The sequence below is a fragment of the Paenibacillus sp. 01T431 genome, assembly GCF_056398625.1.
Genome location: NZ_JBFTPT010000032.1, coordinates 1 through 15872, shown reverse-complemented (window position 1 = coordinate 15872; position 15872 = coordinate 1). Strand labels below are relative to the sequence as shown.

The 15872-nt window shown below is 47.5% G+C and carries 12 protein-coding genes and 1 pseudogene; 3 read left to right on the top strand and 10 right to left on the bottom strand.

What is annotated here, in order from left to right; translation table 11 throughout:
- Positions 1 to 504 precede the first annotated feature (504 nt).
- From AC1DM9_RS32795 to AC1DM9_RS32755, 9 genes are all read right to left on the bottom strand, one after another.
- On the bottom strand, positions 505 to 1386 hold the full coding sequence (locus tag AC1DM9_RS32795; protein ID WP_076265488.1) for a carbohydrate ABC transporter permease: 882 nt from the start codon (positions 1384 to 1386) through the stop codon (positions 505 to 507).
- A gap of 24 nt (positions 1387 to 1410) precedes the next feature.
- A complete protein-coding gene (locus AC1DM9_RS32790) occupies positions 1411 to 2343 on the bottom strand; it encodes an ABC transporter permease (RefSeq protein WP_477584202.1) in 933 nt (310 codons plus the stop codon).
- Position 2344: 1 nt separating this feature from the next.
- Positions 2345 to 5032: a glycosylhydrolase-like jelly roll fold domain-containing protein gene (locus tag AC1DM9_RS32785; protein ID WP_477584200.1), complete on the bottom strand. Its 2688-nt coding sequence runs from the start codon at positions 5030 to 5032 to the stop codon at positions 2345 to 2347.
- Positions 5029 to 6561, bottom strand: a complete 1533-nt coding sequence (locus tag AC1DM9_RS32780; protein ID WP_477584198.1) for an ABC transporter substrate-binding protein — start codon at positions 6559 to 6561, stop codon at positions 5029 to 5031. The genes AC1DM9_RS32785 and AC1DM9_RS32780 overlap by 4 nt, the downstream gene beginning before the upstream one ends.
- Positions 6562 to 6657: 96 nt before the next feature.
- Positions 6658 to 8256 carry a response regulator transcription factor gene (locus tag AC1DM9_RS32775; RefSeq protein ID WP_477584240.1) on the bottom strand — a complete coding sequence of 533 codons (1599 nt, stop codon included), beginning with the start codon at positions 8254 to 8256 and terminating at the stop codon, positions 6658 to 6660.
- A gap of 2 nt (positions 8257 to 8258) precedes the next feature.
- Positions 8259 to 10037 (bottom strand): sensor histidine kinase, encoded by a 1779-nt coding sequence (locus AC1DM9_RS32770; RefSeq protein WP_477584196.1) that lies wholly within the window; start codon positions 10035 to 10037, stop codon positions 8259 to 8261.
- Positions 10022 to 10654: a TetR/AcrR family transcriptional regulator gene (locus AC1DM9_RS32765; protein ID WP_477584194.1), complete on the bottom strand. Its 633-nt coding sequence runs from the start codon at positions 10652 to 10654 to the stop codon at positions 10022 to 10024. The genes AC1DM9_RS32770 and AC1DM9_RS32765 overlap by 16 nt, the downstream gene beginning before the upstream one ends.
- 8 nt (positions 10655 to 10662) lie before the next feature.
- Entirely contained in the window at positions 10663 to 11868 is a 1206-nt protein-coding gene (locus AC1DM9_RS32760) for a pectin acetylesterase-family hydrolase (protein WP_477584192.1), read from the bottom strand.
- A complete protein-coding gene (locus AC1DM9_RS32755; protein ID WP_477584190.1) occupies positions 11856 to 12818 on the bottom strand; it encodes a poly(ethylene terephthalate) hydrolase family protein in 963 nt (320 codons plus the stop codon). Before AC1DM9_RS32755 ends, AC1DM9_RS32760 begins: the two co-directional genes overlap by 13 nt.
- Positions 12819 to 13227: 409 nt before the next feature.
- On the opposite strand from AC1DM9_RS32755, the gene AC1DM9_RS32750 reads away from it, so the two are divergent.
- From AC1DM9_RS32750 to AC1DM9_RS32740, 3 genes and pseudogenes are all read left to right on the top strand, one after another.
- Positions 13228 to 13404, top strand: coding sequence for a hypothetical protein (locus AC1DM9_RS32750; protein WP_477584188.1), 177 nt, complete (start codon positions 13228 to 13230; stop codon positions 13402 to 13404).
- Positions 13405 to 13445: 41 nt separating this feature from the next.
- Positions 13446 to 13562, top strand: a pseudogene (locus tag AC1DM9_RS32745) (IS1595 family transposase); the annotation flags it as partial.
- A 230-nt stretch (positions 13563 to 13792) separates the two neighbouring features.
- A complete protein-coding gene (locus tag AC1DM9_RS32740; protein ID WP_477584187.1) occupies positions 13793 to 14422 on the top strand; it encodes a hypothetical protein in 630 nt (209 codons plus the stop codon).
- A 362-nt stretch (positions 14423 to 14784) separates the two neighbouring features.
- On the opposite strand, the gene AC1DM9_RS32735 is transcribed toward AC1DM9_RS32740, so the two are convergent.
- Complete coding sequence (locus tag AC1DM9_RS32735; protein ID WP_477584238.1) at positions 14785 to 15837, bottom strand: BclA C-terminal domain-containing protein; 1053 nt, start codon at positions 15835 to 15837, stop codon at positions 14785 to 14787.
- Positions 15838 to 15872 lie beyond the last annotated feature (35 nt).

Genomic DNA, 15872 nt, shown 5'->3' with positions numbered 1-15872 from the left:
TCCACTTCAGTCTCGCCCTCAATAACAGCAAGGCATCTTTGGCATTAAAATTACACTAGCCTGCTGGAGAATCAAAAACGATTGATTTTACCATTTTTGAATTTTAGCACTTTAATTAAAAAAATAAACAACGAGATAGCTTATAAACGAAAATAGCGAGTAAACCAATAAGGTCTACTCGCTATTTTTTTCTAATTCATTATGATTTGCTAACTCTAATATATGTTTATGGATAAGTTCATTAACTTAAGCTTCTTCCCTCTTATTCATGAAGGTTATAACTAGCGACAAAAAAAAAAATGAAAAAAAAAGACGTTGGAATAAAAATATCAAATACTCTATCATTTTATATAGTTTCTTTCTATGTCTAACGGCAGCTGTTACTTTTATATTTTTGCTCTTTACCTCAGCACATACTCGCCTTCTCCTCCACCATCATGATAGGAAGCCATTCCTTTATTTTCACTTGTTCCATTCATTCATCCACCTTAACCCTACATACCCTTACCCCTTCACTGCACCAATGGTAATCCCCTTGATAAGATACTTTTGGAAAAAGGGATACATCACCATAATCGGCAGAACACCGATCACAGCAATCGCCATCTTCACCGTCGTACTCGGCAAGTTAGCTCCAGCCTCACCTAGCTGAGCACTAAACTTGCTCTCCGTCAGAAACTGGATGTCGGTTAGCATTCGATTCAATATGTTCTGTACGCTGAACAGCCTGGAATCGGTCACGTAGATCATCCCATTAAACCAATCGTTCCAGTAAATAATCGTCTGAATCAAACCTACTGTAGCTACGATCGGCATCGATAGCGGCACAATGATTTTCCAGAATATTTTGAATTCTCCTGATCCGTCGATTTGCGCAGCCTCGATTAATGCCGGGGGAATCGTCGTCATGAAGAATGTCCGCATTAAGAGCACATTAAAGCCATTCATGAGCAAGCCTGGTACGATCAAGGCCAAAATGGTATTTTTAATATCGAAGTATTGGACATAGACCAAGTAGGTTGGTGTAAGTCCGCCGTTGAATAGCAGCGTGAAAAATACAAAAAATGCAATTCCGTTACGTAAAGGCACTCCCTGTCTGGACATCGGGTAAGCAAGCATCGAGGTCATCAGCAGACTTGCTGCCGTGCCGAAGAGTGTAATAAACACCGTGACCCCATAAGCACGAGCGAGCTGCTCCGAGTGATTCCAAAGATAATTATAAGCGCCTAATCCCAATTGATCCGGAAAGAAGGTATATCCCTGCCGCAGAATTGAGCTCTCATCGGAGATCGATGAGATAACAAGCAGCAGGAACGGCAGCACGCAGGCCACCGCCAGGGCCATCATCGGAATATGAAGCCATATTCCCTTGTTGATCGTTTTCATGCTTCTACACTCCAGTCCCAAGCCTTAGAACAATGCGCTGTCCTTGTTGAATTTGCGCACCGCGTAATTCGATAACAGTACAAGTATAAAGCCGACTACGGACTGATATAGCCCCGCTGCCGAAGACATTCCAATATCGCCTAAATTCATTAGGGCCCGGTACACATAGGTATCGATAACCTGTGTCGTATCATTCAGAGCGCCAGAGCCGAGTGGAACTTGATAAAATAGGCCGAAATCAGAATAGAAAATTTTGCCGATGGCAAGCAAGGTCATCATGATGATAATCGGATACAATAATGGGAGAGTAATATAGCGAATTTGCTGCCATTTGGAAGCCCCGTCTAGTTTTGCTGCCTCATAATATTCCGGATCAATCCCGATGATCGCAGCCAGATAGATGACGCATAAGAACCCGGCGCCTTTCCATAAGCTGATAATCGTCAAAATGAATGGCCAATATTGCGATTCGCTATACCATGAAATACCCTCCATCCCCAGACTGGAAAGAACGGTTTTGTTAATAAAACCAGTCTCCATGCTGAGCAGGGAATAAGCCAAATAACTTACGATAACCATCGAAATCAAATGGGGCAACAGTAACACACTCTGGTAAAACCGCGACATAAAGCGGCTGCGAATTTCATTCAGCGCGATTGCAATTCCCAGTGCAAAAGCAGTATTTAAGATAATGAAACAAAAATTGTACAATATCGTGTTGCGTGTAATGATATAGGCATCCTGCGTTTTGAATAAATACTCAAAATTTCTCAGGCCAACCCAGTCACTGCCGAGTAGTCCCTTTGCAAAATTGTAATCCTTGAAGGCGATAATTAGCCCGAACATCGGCAAATAATTGTTGATGAGCAAGTAGACAAGCCCCGGTATCATCATGAGCAGCAGAACGTAGTACTTTCGCACATTGCTCTTCCGGCGGGGCCGATAGGTTTGTTCCATGTTACTCCCCGCTTCCCTGGCTGATCGCGGATGAACCAATAATGCTAACTGGACCCAGCAAGCCAGAGGGCTCCTGCTGGACGAACTTGGAGAACCAGTCCTGCTGATTCTTCGCTAGTGTATTGGTCACCTCGATAGTCACTTCATTCTCTCCTTGCTTCCAATAGCGAGCGATATTCCATATATAAGGCGCACAGAGCTTCACACCCACATCCTGACCATTGACCCACACCTGTGCAGTCTCATAAACCTGCCCCAGATCCAGCCATATCGGGTCAGTTAATTCACCAGTTACGACACACTCATACTTCAGCGTACCAGAAAATCTCGGCAACAGGTCGCGTGAGCTCATATTACGCAGCTCCTTCATGGTCCCCCAAGGTGTGAACGTTGGATATTCTTTGGCTGTAGCGAGGGAAATGTTCCACTGGACATGCTCAATCAAACGTCTGGATAAAGCACGATCCGCACTGGCATGCAGGCTCAGATCTGTCCCTAGTGGAGCACGCTGCCACTCTCCTATTGGAGCCGGTAGAGTCCCCTCTTCTCCAAACGGTACACGAAGCAAGATTAGTGATTCATAAGCGCTCAATCGCAAATCAAGCTGATAGTTTTCTCCTGCCCCTACGCGATCCACCTTGTTAGTGAATGCGTCATAACGAAGCCATACACCAGAGCCTGGGAGCGTAATGCCAGTCTCAATCGGCTGATCTGGATTCTCATTGAACAGCATGAGAACTTCCAATTGATCATGACGGTATTGGTAGGCTCGTAGATAAGGCTGTTTGTCCCTGAGTACTAGCTCATTCATCCCTCGGTCGATAAGCGTCTCTGCCAGAAGCTTCAATGGGGTTATCGTAACCTGAGGGTAAGCCGCCAGCTTCTTCAGCACTTCCTCGCATGGTACAGATTGACTCGCTCTTACTGGCAATGCGTCAATGAAGATAATAGACAAACCAGATGATGCGAGCTCAGTAAGCTTACCCAGCCATTCTATTGGCAGCGCTTCGGCATAAGGTACAATTAGACAGCGGTAGCGTTCTTTGTGCACCGCTAGCTCCCCATCGATAACTTCCGAAGAAACCAGGATATCGATCGGCAGCACATCGCAGTCGATTTGGCTCTGCATCAACTGCTTCACCGGCTCTTGGAACAGCATGTATTCCCCGGACCATTCAGCCTCAGCGTGATATAGCACAGCAGCACTCGCAATATGCTCCCCGTCATTCAACAAGTGGCATACCCGGTTCGTATAGTCATTAAGCAGTCGGTAATACCTGAACTGCGGATTATACCCTCTGGCATAGAAGTGCGGCGGGCAATCCCAGTCAGGAAACTCCTTCTGAGAAAAAGCATGCGGCACAAAATGATTGACGCCTCTAACCAGCATATGGTCGGTCAGCCACTTCATCAGCTTCAGCCCTTCCGCCCAGCCGTAAGCGCCGAAGATTTCACAAAAAGTTCTGCCTTGCTTCCTAGGGTCGATATGTCCCAGTGAAGCAGCTAGTTTAGTCATCCCGTAATGGAAAAAGACACTGTCTGTCTTCCCGCCCATCCATGAGAATGACATTTCATCAAAACCGGGTACAATTTGCCATAGCACGACATCCAGACCAGACATGTCCTGCCCCTCCAGCGCACGGAAGAAATGCCCTGCTCCGCAGCCCAGTCTGGCGTGTACATTATTGTCCTCCATTAGATGGCCGATATAGGCTACGCCCCGTTCTCGGCACCAATCTCCAATCCGCCTGCTGAAGTGCTCCGCGTACAGCTTGCTCACTACGTTCATGTAGGCGTAGCGCACAGCAAACGTCTGAGGTCCTCCCTCATGCCAGAGCAGAGGCAGATGCTGCCGCAGGTTTGGACCGTATTCTGCCTCCAGCAGCTCCAGCAAATCTGAACGCCACGGCAAAGCCATCTTGGCATCGCCAAGACCCGAAGCATAATCGTACGATGCTTTGCTGTTATAGAAGCCAGGCTCATCCGAGAAGAAACCTGCGAATGCGACGCCAAAATCATCCTTGTATCGTGCGTAATAGGCTTCGTAAATTGTATCGATCAGAATCTGCGTCGATTCCGGCACGATCGGGTTCAAATAATCTTTGCGGCGATCATCCCCGCCTTCCCGGGTGACAACGAACAAGCAGATCGTCCAGTAGCCTTCCGGCACGGGCCAATAAAGAACCCCGTCTTGCACAGAAGCTTCGAGATCTATTGCAATAAAATCCCCATCCAGATCGCCCGTAACTGGATCACGCCTAGCTGCAGCAGCACCGACAGGTCTTGCACCATCTAGTACCGACCAGGGGCGCAGCAAGAATGAAGCTTCAGGATCGGGACCGCGTGCATCCATTCGACGCTCTGAGAGGAACTGCCGCTGGTGTTCCAGCGGCGCCTCCTTCACCTTTCCTGCTGCGTGTCCTGTCGGAAAGTGATCATCGTCGAAGACCCAAATTTGCATGCCATGCTTCCGGGCTTCATCCATAATGGTATCCATATCCTTCCACCACTGTGGACCAAGCATATCAGGGTGGGGACGGGACTCCACACATACGGCATGGATGCCCGCTTCCCGTATACGAGACAGCTCCTCACGAATGACCGCCTCTTCTTCTCCGCGCTGCCAGAAGAACGGAAGAATATAATTCCGTTCCTCACCTCTTAGCAATTCATGAAGTTTACGACTCATTGCACACCCTCGGCTTTCGCCCATTCATCCAGCTGGCGCTGCTTATCCGCAATAACCTTATCGATTCCTGCGGCCTTCAGCTTCTCAATAAATTGCGGCAAAACCTTATCTGGGTCCACAGAGCCTGTTTCCAGAACAAGATAATATTGCGCGATGACGTTGGATACCGCCGCTATTTCTGTTTTGACGGACTCCGGATTCATCGTAAAGCCCATCGCCTTGGATTTAATCGCCTGCTCATTGAAATCCTTCATCTTCTGCCAAATATCCGGGTCTTCTCCCTCAAATACATAAGAGAGGAACTGGTTGCCAAACAGCCAGCTCATATTTAAATTGTAGCCGTTCGTCAGCATCGTGACGCCTTCTGGATATTTGATGACATTATCGGACACTTTGACATAATGCTTGCCTTCAATACCCCAATCCAGCAGATTAACAAGCTCAGCATCCCCATACATCAGATCCAGAAACTTCATGGATGCCACCGGATTCTTAGCTTGACGCGGAATCCCCCACATAATGTTCAGCACATGATCTGTCATGGATACAGGATTAGACAAGGTTGCACTAATCATTTCCTTGCCAATGGATCTGGACTCCTGCGCATCAAATCCCGGTTTCAGCTTAGAGAGATAACCAAAAGCTCTATCAGCCTTCATTAATTCGATTTGGCTCGACTTGTTGGTTGCTGAATCTTTCAACGTATAACCCGCTTCATACCAGTTCCTCATCCGTTTCAGGAGCGCAGCATATTCCGGAGACTCGATGCTGTTAACAAGCTTCAGACCATTATCGTAGCCTGGTAGCACGCCCATCCCGTTGCTAAGACCATCATGCCAGCTGTAGCTGGTCAGAAAGGAGAAGCCTGCTCCGCTAGGAATTAGTGGCGTAATGTCTGGTTCATTATCTTTAATGATTTTGAGCGCTGCTTCTACATCATCCAGTGTTTTAATCGCACTCGCGTCGATTCCATGCTTATCTGCAAGATCCTTGCGCATTGTAAATCCGTTGGCTGTTGCCAAGTCTCTCACAGGTGTGACGCCGTAAACCTTTCCATCTACCTTACTGGCGTTCAAGTAGTCCGGGTCAAGCGCCTTGCGAATATTTTCCCCATTCTTCTCCAGCAGCTCATCGAGCGGCAACAGCTGTCCTCTGGACACTTGCGAGCTAAATCCAAACGGTGATCCGACGACAATCAGATCCAGCTTCTCATTGCTCGTCAGCATTAAGTTAACCTGCTGGGCATAAGCGCCGTAATTGATTGGCATCAGATTAACCGCTACATTGATTTTTCCCTTTGTAATCTTGTTAATCTCATCCTCTACTGCCTTCATATCCGGAGGCGTGCCGGTAACACTGAGAAATGCGACATTCAATTCATCGATCTTTTGTGATGCTTCCTCGCCTGTTGTTCCGGGGCTGTTAACCGGATCTTTCGCCAATCCGCCTGAATTTCCGTTCGAACCACATGCGGATATGAGCAGCGATAGACTCACTAGACTTGCGAATAACCATGTCTTCTTGCGCATTTTGTTTTCCCCCTGGCTTGATCATTTGGCTTTCTCTTGCCATTATAGCGGGAAGAGGACCGCATCCTCTGCTTCAGGTTCGACCTTTGACTGACGTCATTTCGACTTTGCAAGGGGGGCACCTCGTCCGTGCTGGCGAAACTCGATTGGGCTTAAGCCTGACTGAGCCTTGAACAACTTTGCAAAATGAGAAAAGTTCGAATAGCCCGTAGCCATCGCAACGGCGCTTACAGGAAGCTCAGAATGAATAAGCAGCTGCCTAGCCAGCTTGATTCTCTCCTGCAAAATATACTCTGGAATCGTACAGCACAGCTCTTTTTTAAATAAGCGGGTCAAATAGTCCGGGTGCAAGTATACGTGGTTCGCTGTCGTTTCTCTGGACAGATTCTGATCCAGATTGGATACAATATAGCGTGTCGCCCGTTCAATCACATCGCTAATCGAGGACGGATGTGTGGTATTCACAGCCTTCATAATGACATGGGCAAGCCAGCGCTCCAGATCGGTAAGCGAGCGGGATGCTGCTTCCGCCAGACGCAGGCTCTCCTCATCACAGAACATGAGATGTGCCTGAACCCCTTGCTGCTGCAGGACTACATGGGCCATTTGCAAAAAATTCTCCTTCAGCGCACGCAAATAATCGCCATCTATTCCCGTATGATCCCGCAGTCCATGGATGCAAGCTCTCGCTTCTTCCAGCAGCCTCTCCTTCACGCCTTGCCTCATCATCGCTGCCCAGCCACTCATATCTGGCAGAGCTGGAGGCGCTGCTGCAAGACGCTTTGCCTCATTCAGAGCAACATAATGGATTCCGGTCACATTATCTCTGTCTAAATTGTGTAATTGAGCCAGCAGAGCAGGGAGTTCATGTCCTTCTACTGGCCGCCCCCCATAGCAATATAATTCACAGTATAAATGTACACGACAAAACTCAACCAAGCGGCTACACATGATGGCAAGTCCGTTCTCTAGTTGTTCCTGTTCCACAGGCATAATAAGCAACCAAGCGTCATTCCCGGCAGGTACAACGACACTGCCTAACGTAAGCCTTCCCAGCATCTCTTTGCCTGCGTTCTTGAGCCCATATTCCAGCAGCTTCCGATCTCTGACCAGGAAGTCCTGCTGCCAACCACGTATGATCATTAACACTGGCAGAACCAAGGAGTCCGCAGGGAGAGATACTTGCCTTGCCGCCGCTTCCTTTACAAAAATCTCACTCACTGCCGGAATGGTTTCATTCAGAACATCCAGCCAGAAGCGCTCACGATTTATATCCTGCTGCCGCGACCACCAGTTCTTAACCCGCTGCGCATCCGCCAGTTCTTGCTCGCGCTTCACAGCGTCTGCCGCCTTGCACAGTGCGGCTTCCAGCTCTTCCTTGGTCAGCGGCTTCAACAAATAATTGGAGCAGCCCAGACGTACAGCTTCTTGGGCGTAATTGAAATCCGCATGGCAGGTCATCAGCACAGGAACGGTGCGAATTCCCTTCTCCCGCATCCACTTCAGCAGCTCTAGTCCGCTCCGCTGCGGCATTTCAATATCGCATAGCAGAATATGAATCTCCTGTACCTCAAAAATCCGCTCCGCCGCAGTCGGATTGTAAGCAACATAAACGTTGGAAATACCAAGCTGCAACCAGTCCACCATTTTTTTAACCGCTTTCACAAAATGAATCTCATCATCTACGATCAGCACGTTCAGCAAGGTGTTCCCTCCTCTCCTTCCGGGAATGACTTCATGGGTAAGCGAACTTCGACTCGAGCCCCGCCTGAATGAAGATTAAGAAAGCTAAGGCCGGCTTTTCCGCCATACAATAGTTCTAGTCTGCGCCATGCATTCCAGATGCCATGCCTGCTGCCGTCCTCACGCTCCAAGTTCCTCTTCTCATTTAAGAGATGCAGCAGCTCTGGGGTAAATCCTTCTCCGGTATCTTCAATAACGAGTAGAATGCGAGGCAGCTGACCATCTGATTCCAGCTTTCCATGAATCGATAGCCGGAATGGCGCTTCCAGCGTAAAGGCGTGCTTGATGGCATTCTCCACAAAGGTTTGAATCACAAGCGGGGGTATAGCGAGGTTCAGCAGATAAGATGGCACCTCAATTTCACTGCTCAGCTGATCTGGAAACCGCAGCTCCTGAATACGTATATAATTGCGCATATGCATCAGTTCATCCCCGAGAGAGACGAGTGACACATGACTACGGAAAATGTAACGGAAATAGTCCGAGAGACAGCGCGACATCTCCTGAATTAATTCATAATTGCGTACAGCAGCCAAACTGTGCAGCATATTAAGGGAATTTAAATAAAAATGAGGATTAATCGTTGTCTGCAGCTGCCTAAGCTCCGCCTGCTGTTTGCTTAATTGTTCCTCATAAACATGGATTTTCAGCTCTCTAATGTAGGAAAGCATTTGGTTAAAATGATCGTTAACGACGCTAAATTCTTCGGTTGAGGCTTTAGATTCTGGAATCCCTTGCATATGCCCTTCACCGATTCGATTCATGGCAGATAGCAGTCTTCTGATCGGAAGCAAAATCATCTTGCGAAGCAGCACCAAACTCAAGGGAATCAGCAATATTGAACCCACAGAGACAAACCTATTCCAGCTCCAGAGATTGAAAAAACCTTTCAAAATATCTTGCTCCGGTATAAGCGCAACCAGTCGGAAACCACCATGCCGGGAACGTTCACCTACCGTCAGATAACGTTCCGGACCACCTGATAAGCTATATCCACCAGAGGCAAAGCTTAAATCAATTTGTTTTTCGCGAACCACTTCAGCATGCAGCATAGGCTCTCCAGCTTCTGTAGAAAATAGCGAAAAACCGTTCTCGCCTAAATTAATCAGGTTAAACGGAATGAGAAGTGTGTCCGCCTTGACCCAGGCGCCAACATAAGTGTTGGGAGCTGCCTGAAGCAAGCGGAGAATATAATAGCTGCCATCGATCTGTCGTACAAGCCAGTCACGCCCCCCAAGCTCAGACTGTGTGGGGGACGCATTCAGCTTACGGGTAACCTCACCTGATACCGCTACTCTTTCCATATAGGATGGGCGTGGACTGAATGCTTCTATGAAGCTTGCATCTAGTGTGCTATAAATAAAAAAGCCGTCCACTGCTCCATTACGGGAGTTTTCGTTCCATAGCTGCTTGGACAGTTGTACCTTTAGCAGTGCCGTCTCGGCTTCTGGCTGCCTTCGGTCCAGCAGCAGCAGGTTCGGGTCAGAAGCCACCATGTTAATTAAGAAGCTGTCGATTTCATCGAGCAGCCCATCAATTTGATTCATATAGAGGGTGATAAAGCTCTGGTTGCTCTCAGCGACTTGCTTACGTACTACTTGAGCGGCATAATATTGGTTGAAATTGAGCAGCACAATGAGCGGAACCAAAATGGCGGCTACGCCCACAATGAGTTTGAATCGCATCGTATTTCGAAGCTTGCTTCTGCGCTGTGTATTCATTGCCTTTCCCATAGGCTAAGCAGAAAATCCTTATAACGCGCATTCTGCTCCAGCTCTTCTGCCTTGGTTGCGTCACCGTTCTGCCGGCAAATCAAGACAGACTTTTGTAAATAAATGAAGTACAAATGTGTAATCATTCGCGTCCGTTCGATCCAAGCCAGCTTCTCATCATTAGGAATATCGGCTGCGCGCTCAGTGGCAAATGCACTCATCGACAGGCGTGTCTCCTCGCTGATCAGCTCCTTGAATGCCTCCAGTTCTGCCGGATTCTTGCCCATACTGGCGTAATACACACTAAAGAGCGAATCATAATAGAGAAGATCTGGCTGGTGCTCTCTTAACCACAAATACTTGTCGAGAATGGCTTCAATAGAAGCACGCGGGGATTTAAAATCGAACTCCACCAGCAAGCGTCCGAACATGCGCTTCAGATTATCTACATACACTTCAGTGGCCAGCTCCTCCTTATCCTTAAAATGATGGTACAAGGTACGTCTGGACGCGCCTGAGCGGGTAGCAACGAGTACCAAATCCGCACCCTCAATCCCCTTCTCGCAAAAGGCGGCCAGCGCCGCCTCTTTAATCATTTCTCTGGTAAGCTGCAGTTGTTTCTCTCTAAGCTTCATCATGTGCTCCCCTATCCTGTAGTGCTAAGCTCTTCGGCAGCATTGGAGCTCGCTTCTGCATCGTTATGCAGGAAGCGTGTGCCTCTAGAGCTGCGTTCTTGCTTGTGAATAATGCTATCCAGCCATGCCACTAATTTCTGCCCTTCCTCCTCTGCCTCATAGAAGGCTTGCATCGGCAGCAGCGTATGCGGAGTCGTGTGATTCTCCTTATCATAGCCGTATTCTGTAAGAAAATAATAAAAATTAGGCAGTTGTTCGTCAAGCTGGCGGGTCGCCGCCCGAAACTGCTGGCTCCATGCCTCCAAACTTTGCGGGTCAATATCGTCTCCTTTGCCATTAAGACGGTTCTGGAACGAGGTGAGCACCTTGTCATTAATCGTACAAGCATGCATGAGCACAGCATGAGCAGGCATGGCCTTCGCATTGTGTCGGAACGCCGCTCCAATCATATCTGTCTCCATCGGAAATGCGAACTGGCGTGTGAAATCCGTATTCCACTGCTTGTTTACAATACTCGGCCATTGCTCTGAAGCAAGAAAGGAGCTGTCAGAGAGATGATAGATTTCTGCATCTGCATAATGGCTCGCAATGTCACTGGCATAGAAGGCTGAACCAAACCCACCAGCACTAGAGCCTGTAATCAGAAGCTTATCCGGTGTGTCGAAATTAGCATACACCCATTGCAGCGCTTCCTCCACATTATTCCTGCCATTATGACGGATATGCCGCATCTTCTTTCCCTTCTCATCGCTGTAAGTAACTGCAGCATTGCCGGTATGGAAGTCAGCTGAGACATAAGGAATGAAGACGACATTCCACTCGGAGAACGGGTTGTCTGGACGTTGATCGAAGATCMCACGGTGCATATTAAAGATGTAGAACGGAATTCGGGCGAAATAATAGCCAAATTGCCCATACTTGAGATAAGAACGCAGGGACAACGGGATCTTCGCTGTCTCTGCATCCCAGCAGGCCCCGCCCCCGCAGAAATAGACCATCAAATTTCGGCTTCTGCCTTTGCGAGAATACAAGCAAAACGTTGAACCATCCGTGGCCATTGTCTGCTTGCTAAGCTTTACCTTGTTCCACTTGCCCGGTTTCGTATCACGGAAGCTATTCTTTTGGCTTGGTCTTTTGAAAACCTTACGGCTGACAAAGACAATGGAAAGGACTGCCACTGCAACAATAAAAAAGAATGTTCGCTTCAGCCTTTGCATGCTAATTCCCCTCTTCTCTCATAATTAAAAGCCTTCAGTCCTTGTGAATGGACACCGCTCCAGCCTTTATTGCGGTACAGCTCCGGATGCTCTCCAGAAAAAGCTGCCGCTGCATCTGAATCATCAGCCAACCGATAACGCAGCCAAGCGGTCAAATAACCTCTATGCATGCCGCCCTGCCCCATGCTCTCTAGATGATGTGCCGCTCTCGTCATCGCCATAACAGCTGCTTGGCCTGATCGAACCGCTGCGTAGGCACTCCGATTGGAGGACTTTGGCGAAATCATAAAGTCATGTGTTCCCGCCATGAAAAATAATGCAGCAGTTTGCGTTTCGATCTCATAAACATCCTTGGGTTCACACCACATCGGAGCAGGCAGCGCAATCGTAACCACCGTCTGAAGCGGCTCATCCAGATAATTCCCTGCATTCAGGACCCCTGTCGCGCCTTGGGAATGACCCACTGCACCAATGCGGTCTATCAGCAGCTTGCGATAAAAAGGGCTTGCAGGATTAACATTCTCCTGCAGGGCATAACGGACCGTATCTGCAACTTCTCGGCCTGTGCCCGTATGACGGCAATAGCTGTCGATGACAACAAAGCCCCAAGTCGCCAAATGAAGCAGCAGCGCATCATAATTCTCAGGCTGAGCATCCGACCCATTGCCCCAAACAATAACAGGACAAGCTTCGTCCATCTCCTCCGGGCAATAGATTTTGTATTGCGGATTCCCATCCTCTTCCTTAATTACCACACTTCTGCTACGATGAGGCCCTGGTTCGCCATAACGCTGCTCCACAGGTTCTGGCTGATAGCGGTAAAGCCACCTTCGTAATTTAAGCGGATACATCATTAGCAGATAGACCGGAATTAAAATCCACTTTACCCAGGGGCGGTAAGCTGGCTTCTCTGATGTTATCATCCGTGCTTGCCATCCTCTCATTTTCATTTCGCATTACACCAAGATCACTTACTGCACACCGTGTGTAATGAAAGTATAATAAAGGACACTGCCACTGTCAATGCAGGATTTGTGAAGTTGCGTATTGTTATGTCTAGTGATGAAAATAAGGGCGAAAAAGAGTAGTGTGTTCAAGTTTTTGTGTGGAGAGGAATCGGGTAAGAGACTACCCAAAAGTTGAGTAGCCGACCTCCCACACCACCGAACTTACCGTTCGGAATACGGCAGTTCCTAAGTTTTCACTGTAACTTGTCGGTAATCTGACAAGAATAGGAATCCCAATCCTTTGATCGTGGCGTTGTTGAGGGTTCTGGAGAGGATAGGACATTTATTGCAATTCAAAACATCGTATACATTAAGGGAATGTGTGACAATATGAGTCCGTGATGATTTGCCTATGGATTTAAAGGAACTGAAAAGCCACGCCGATACATTGGTCTATAGCGGTAAGCAAGAGCTTATCGACTTTTTTCAGTTTCGCACCAGAGTATTTGCAGCTTCGATTACCTTCATTGATGAAATTCGGGAGCAAAAGCATAAAACGGGCTTGTGTGTCCGCACTGAGGATGTTTAACGGTAACGCTCCGCTGTAAATCCTGCCAACAGCAGCGGGTGAAAAGCGTTTACCATATCCAAAACGTTAACAGCTACCACAGCCGCCTGAAAAAATGGATGGACGGCTTTAATGGCGTTTCAACCAAGTTTTTACAGCACTACTTGGCTTGGTTCCGTTAAGTAGACAGCAAGGAGTACGAGAATACGACGTCGAATAAGAAACAGATACTGTTTAGCTTCTGCCTGTTTTCAATCACGGACACGAACGTCTGGCCTAGGCTGTCAACGTTTTCTTGTTAAGCTGCCGGTACATTAGATGCAAGAAAAACGGTCATTAAATACCTGAAAGGATTGATATAGATTTGTACAAGTTGGATATCGACAGAGAACATCTCTGGAACGGATGCATGTTGGCGGCGATTGCTCATGCCGTAATGACTGCACATTACCCTGACTTTTCATACGAACAATCATGGGATGGAATAAACTACAATGTACAAAATGGAGCAGGCACACGAGGAACAATTACATTCCACGATGAAGTTATTGTAGCTGCATTTAGAAATGAACAAAGTGATCGCCTTATTAGTAGCGACTTGACCCAAACTGTTCAAAAGAACCTCCATAACACACCATCAATAGTTCATGAAGTCGCTATGTCGGAAACACTTCAATACTTGCTAGATGAGGTTGACGGGCAAACAATCCCGCTAATAACGACATTATTTTACGGTATGAATGACGACTTTATTTCCACCGATAACATAGAAGATTTATTTGAACATGGTGCAGAGATTATACTAACGCAACTTTTAGGTTTTACAGATGAAGCAATAAAGAGATGGCAGGATTATCATGAAATGTCACAAGAGCAAAGCGACTTGGTTTTGTCGTTATTCCACCGTAAATTCCAGAAACCAGAAACCGAAATCAGATTAACACAAGAGGAAGCAAACCTTATCGGACTGGAGAACGCAGATGGTATCGAGGAGTGTCGTGAATCACTTGAAGAATTAGGTATTATATTACCAACGTAGTAAATTATTTCCTCGACTATTTAGAACCGATAGCCTAATAAACCGCCTTTTTTACAAAGGCGGTTTTATTTGGTCATATATCAACGTCAGGATTAGACATATTATAAGTGTCTAGTAAATACTTTCTGATTTCCCCAGTTTGAAATCGGCTGCATTAAGAGTAAATGTTACTGAACCATCGATATGCCTACATACTAACAAGGCTCTTATGAGTTCTTTATCAAAAAAAACCACCCCGAAGGGTGGTCCGTACTCATGATGAGCACTATAGGATTTGGATAGGAGTAGAGAGTCCTGTCCTGAACCTGTAGCTTCTTATTAAATGAATCCATTTTTGACCTTGCCTTAAAATAAAGCACAGATTAGAATGCAGAAAACCTTGAAATTGCTACGTGACCTGCACTATTAGTTATTACTGGAGAATTAGCAATGGTAATAGGAAATCCAGAAATATTTCTAAATTGTAGAGTATCTCCTATAGCGAAAGCCTCGACCTGAATTAATACCAATTGACCGCTTGTTGCCGAGGTTACAGCAGGTGCGAGATAAGCAGTTGAATTATTCAGTGATAACCCAATTGTTGCTTCTGGTAGAGTTGCAGTTGCCAGATTTATCACAACGCTAATGTTATATAAACCTGCGTTTACTATTGTAAAAACACTTGTTACTGCGTTATAAGTTAATGCAGTAGACTGGTTTGGGGTAATATTTAAAATGTTTGAACCAGATGCTATTGTCTGAGGTTGAATATTGCCGTTAAAGTATGCGTCTATGAACGTAGGAGCTGGACCAGTTGCACCTGTTACTCCTGTTGTTCCTGTTGGCCCCGTCACTCCTACTCCTGTCGGACCTGTTGCTCCAGTTGCTCCGGTTGCTCCCGTAGTTCCTACAGCCCCAGTTGATCCCGTGGCTCCTGTTACTCCCGATGCTCCTGTAGTTCCGGTAGTTCCGGTAGTTCCGGTAGTTCCTGCAACGCCAGTCGCTCCCGTCACTCCTACACCAGTTGTACCTGTCACRCCTGTKGCTCCGGTTGCTCCCGTAGTTCCTACAGCCCCAGTTGATCCCGTGGCTCCTGTTACTCCCGTTGCCCCTGTAGTTCCGGTAGTTCCTGCAACACCAGTCGCTCCCGTTGCTCCTACACCAGTTGTACCTGTCACACCTGTTGCTCCGGTTGCTCCCGTAGTTCCTACAGCCCCAGTTGATCCCGTGTCTCCTGTTACTCCCGTTGCTCCGGTAGTTCCGGTAGTTCCTGCAATACCAGTCGCTCCCGTCACTCCTACACCAGTTGTACCTGTCACGCCTGTGGCTCCGGTTGCTCCCGTATTTCCTACAGCCCCAGTTGATCCCGTGGCTCCTGTTACTCCCGTTGCTCCGGTAGTTCCGGTAGTTCCTGCAACGCCAGTCGCTCCCGTCACTCCTACACCAGTTGTACCTGTCACGCCTGTGGCTC

Coding starts and splice junctions, on each gene's coding strand:
- AC1DM9_RS32795 (WP_076265488.1), bottom strand. CDS start 1,386: ATGAAAACGATCAACAAGGGAATATGGCTTCATATTCCGATGATGGCC.
- AC1DM9_RS32790 (WP_477584202.1), bottom strand. CDS start 2,343: ATGGAACAAACCTATCGGCCCCGCCGGAAGAGCAATGTGCGAAAGTAC.
- AC1DM9_RS32785 (WP_477584200.1), bottom strand. CDS start 5,032: ATGAGTCGTAAACTTCATGAATTGCTAAGAGGTGAGGAACGGAATTAT.
- AC1DM9_RS32780 (WP_477584198.1), bottom strand. CDS start 6,561: ATGCGCAAGAAGACATGGTTATTCGCAAGTCTAGTGAGTCTATCGCTG.
- AC1DM9_RS32770 (WP_477584196.1), bottom strand. CDS start 10,037: ATGGGAAAGGCAATGAATACACAGCGCAGAAGCAAGCTTCGAAATACG.
- AC1DM9_RS32765 (WP_477584194.1), bottom strand. CDS start 10,654: ATGATGAAGCTTAGAGAGAAACAACTGCAGCTTACCAGAGAAATGATT.
- AC1DM9_RS32755 (WP_477584190.1), bottom strand. CDS start 12,818: ATGAAAATGAGAGGATGGCAAGCACGGATGATAACATCAGAGAAGCCA.
- AC1DM9_RS32750 (WP_477584188.1), top strand. CDS start 13,228: ATGGATTTAAAGGAACTGAAAAGCCACGCCGATACATTGGTCTATAGC.
- AC1DM9_RS32740 (WP_477584187.1), top strand. CDS start 13,793: ATGTTGGCGGCGATTGCTCATGCCGTAATGACTGCACATTACCCTGAC.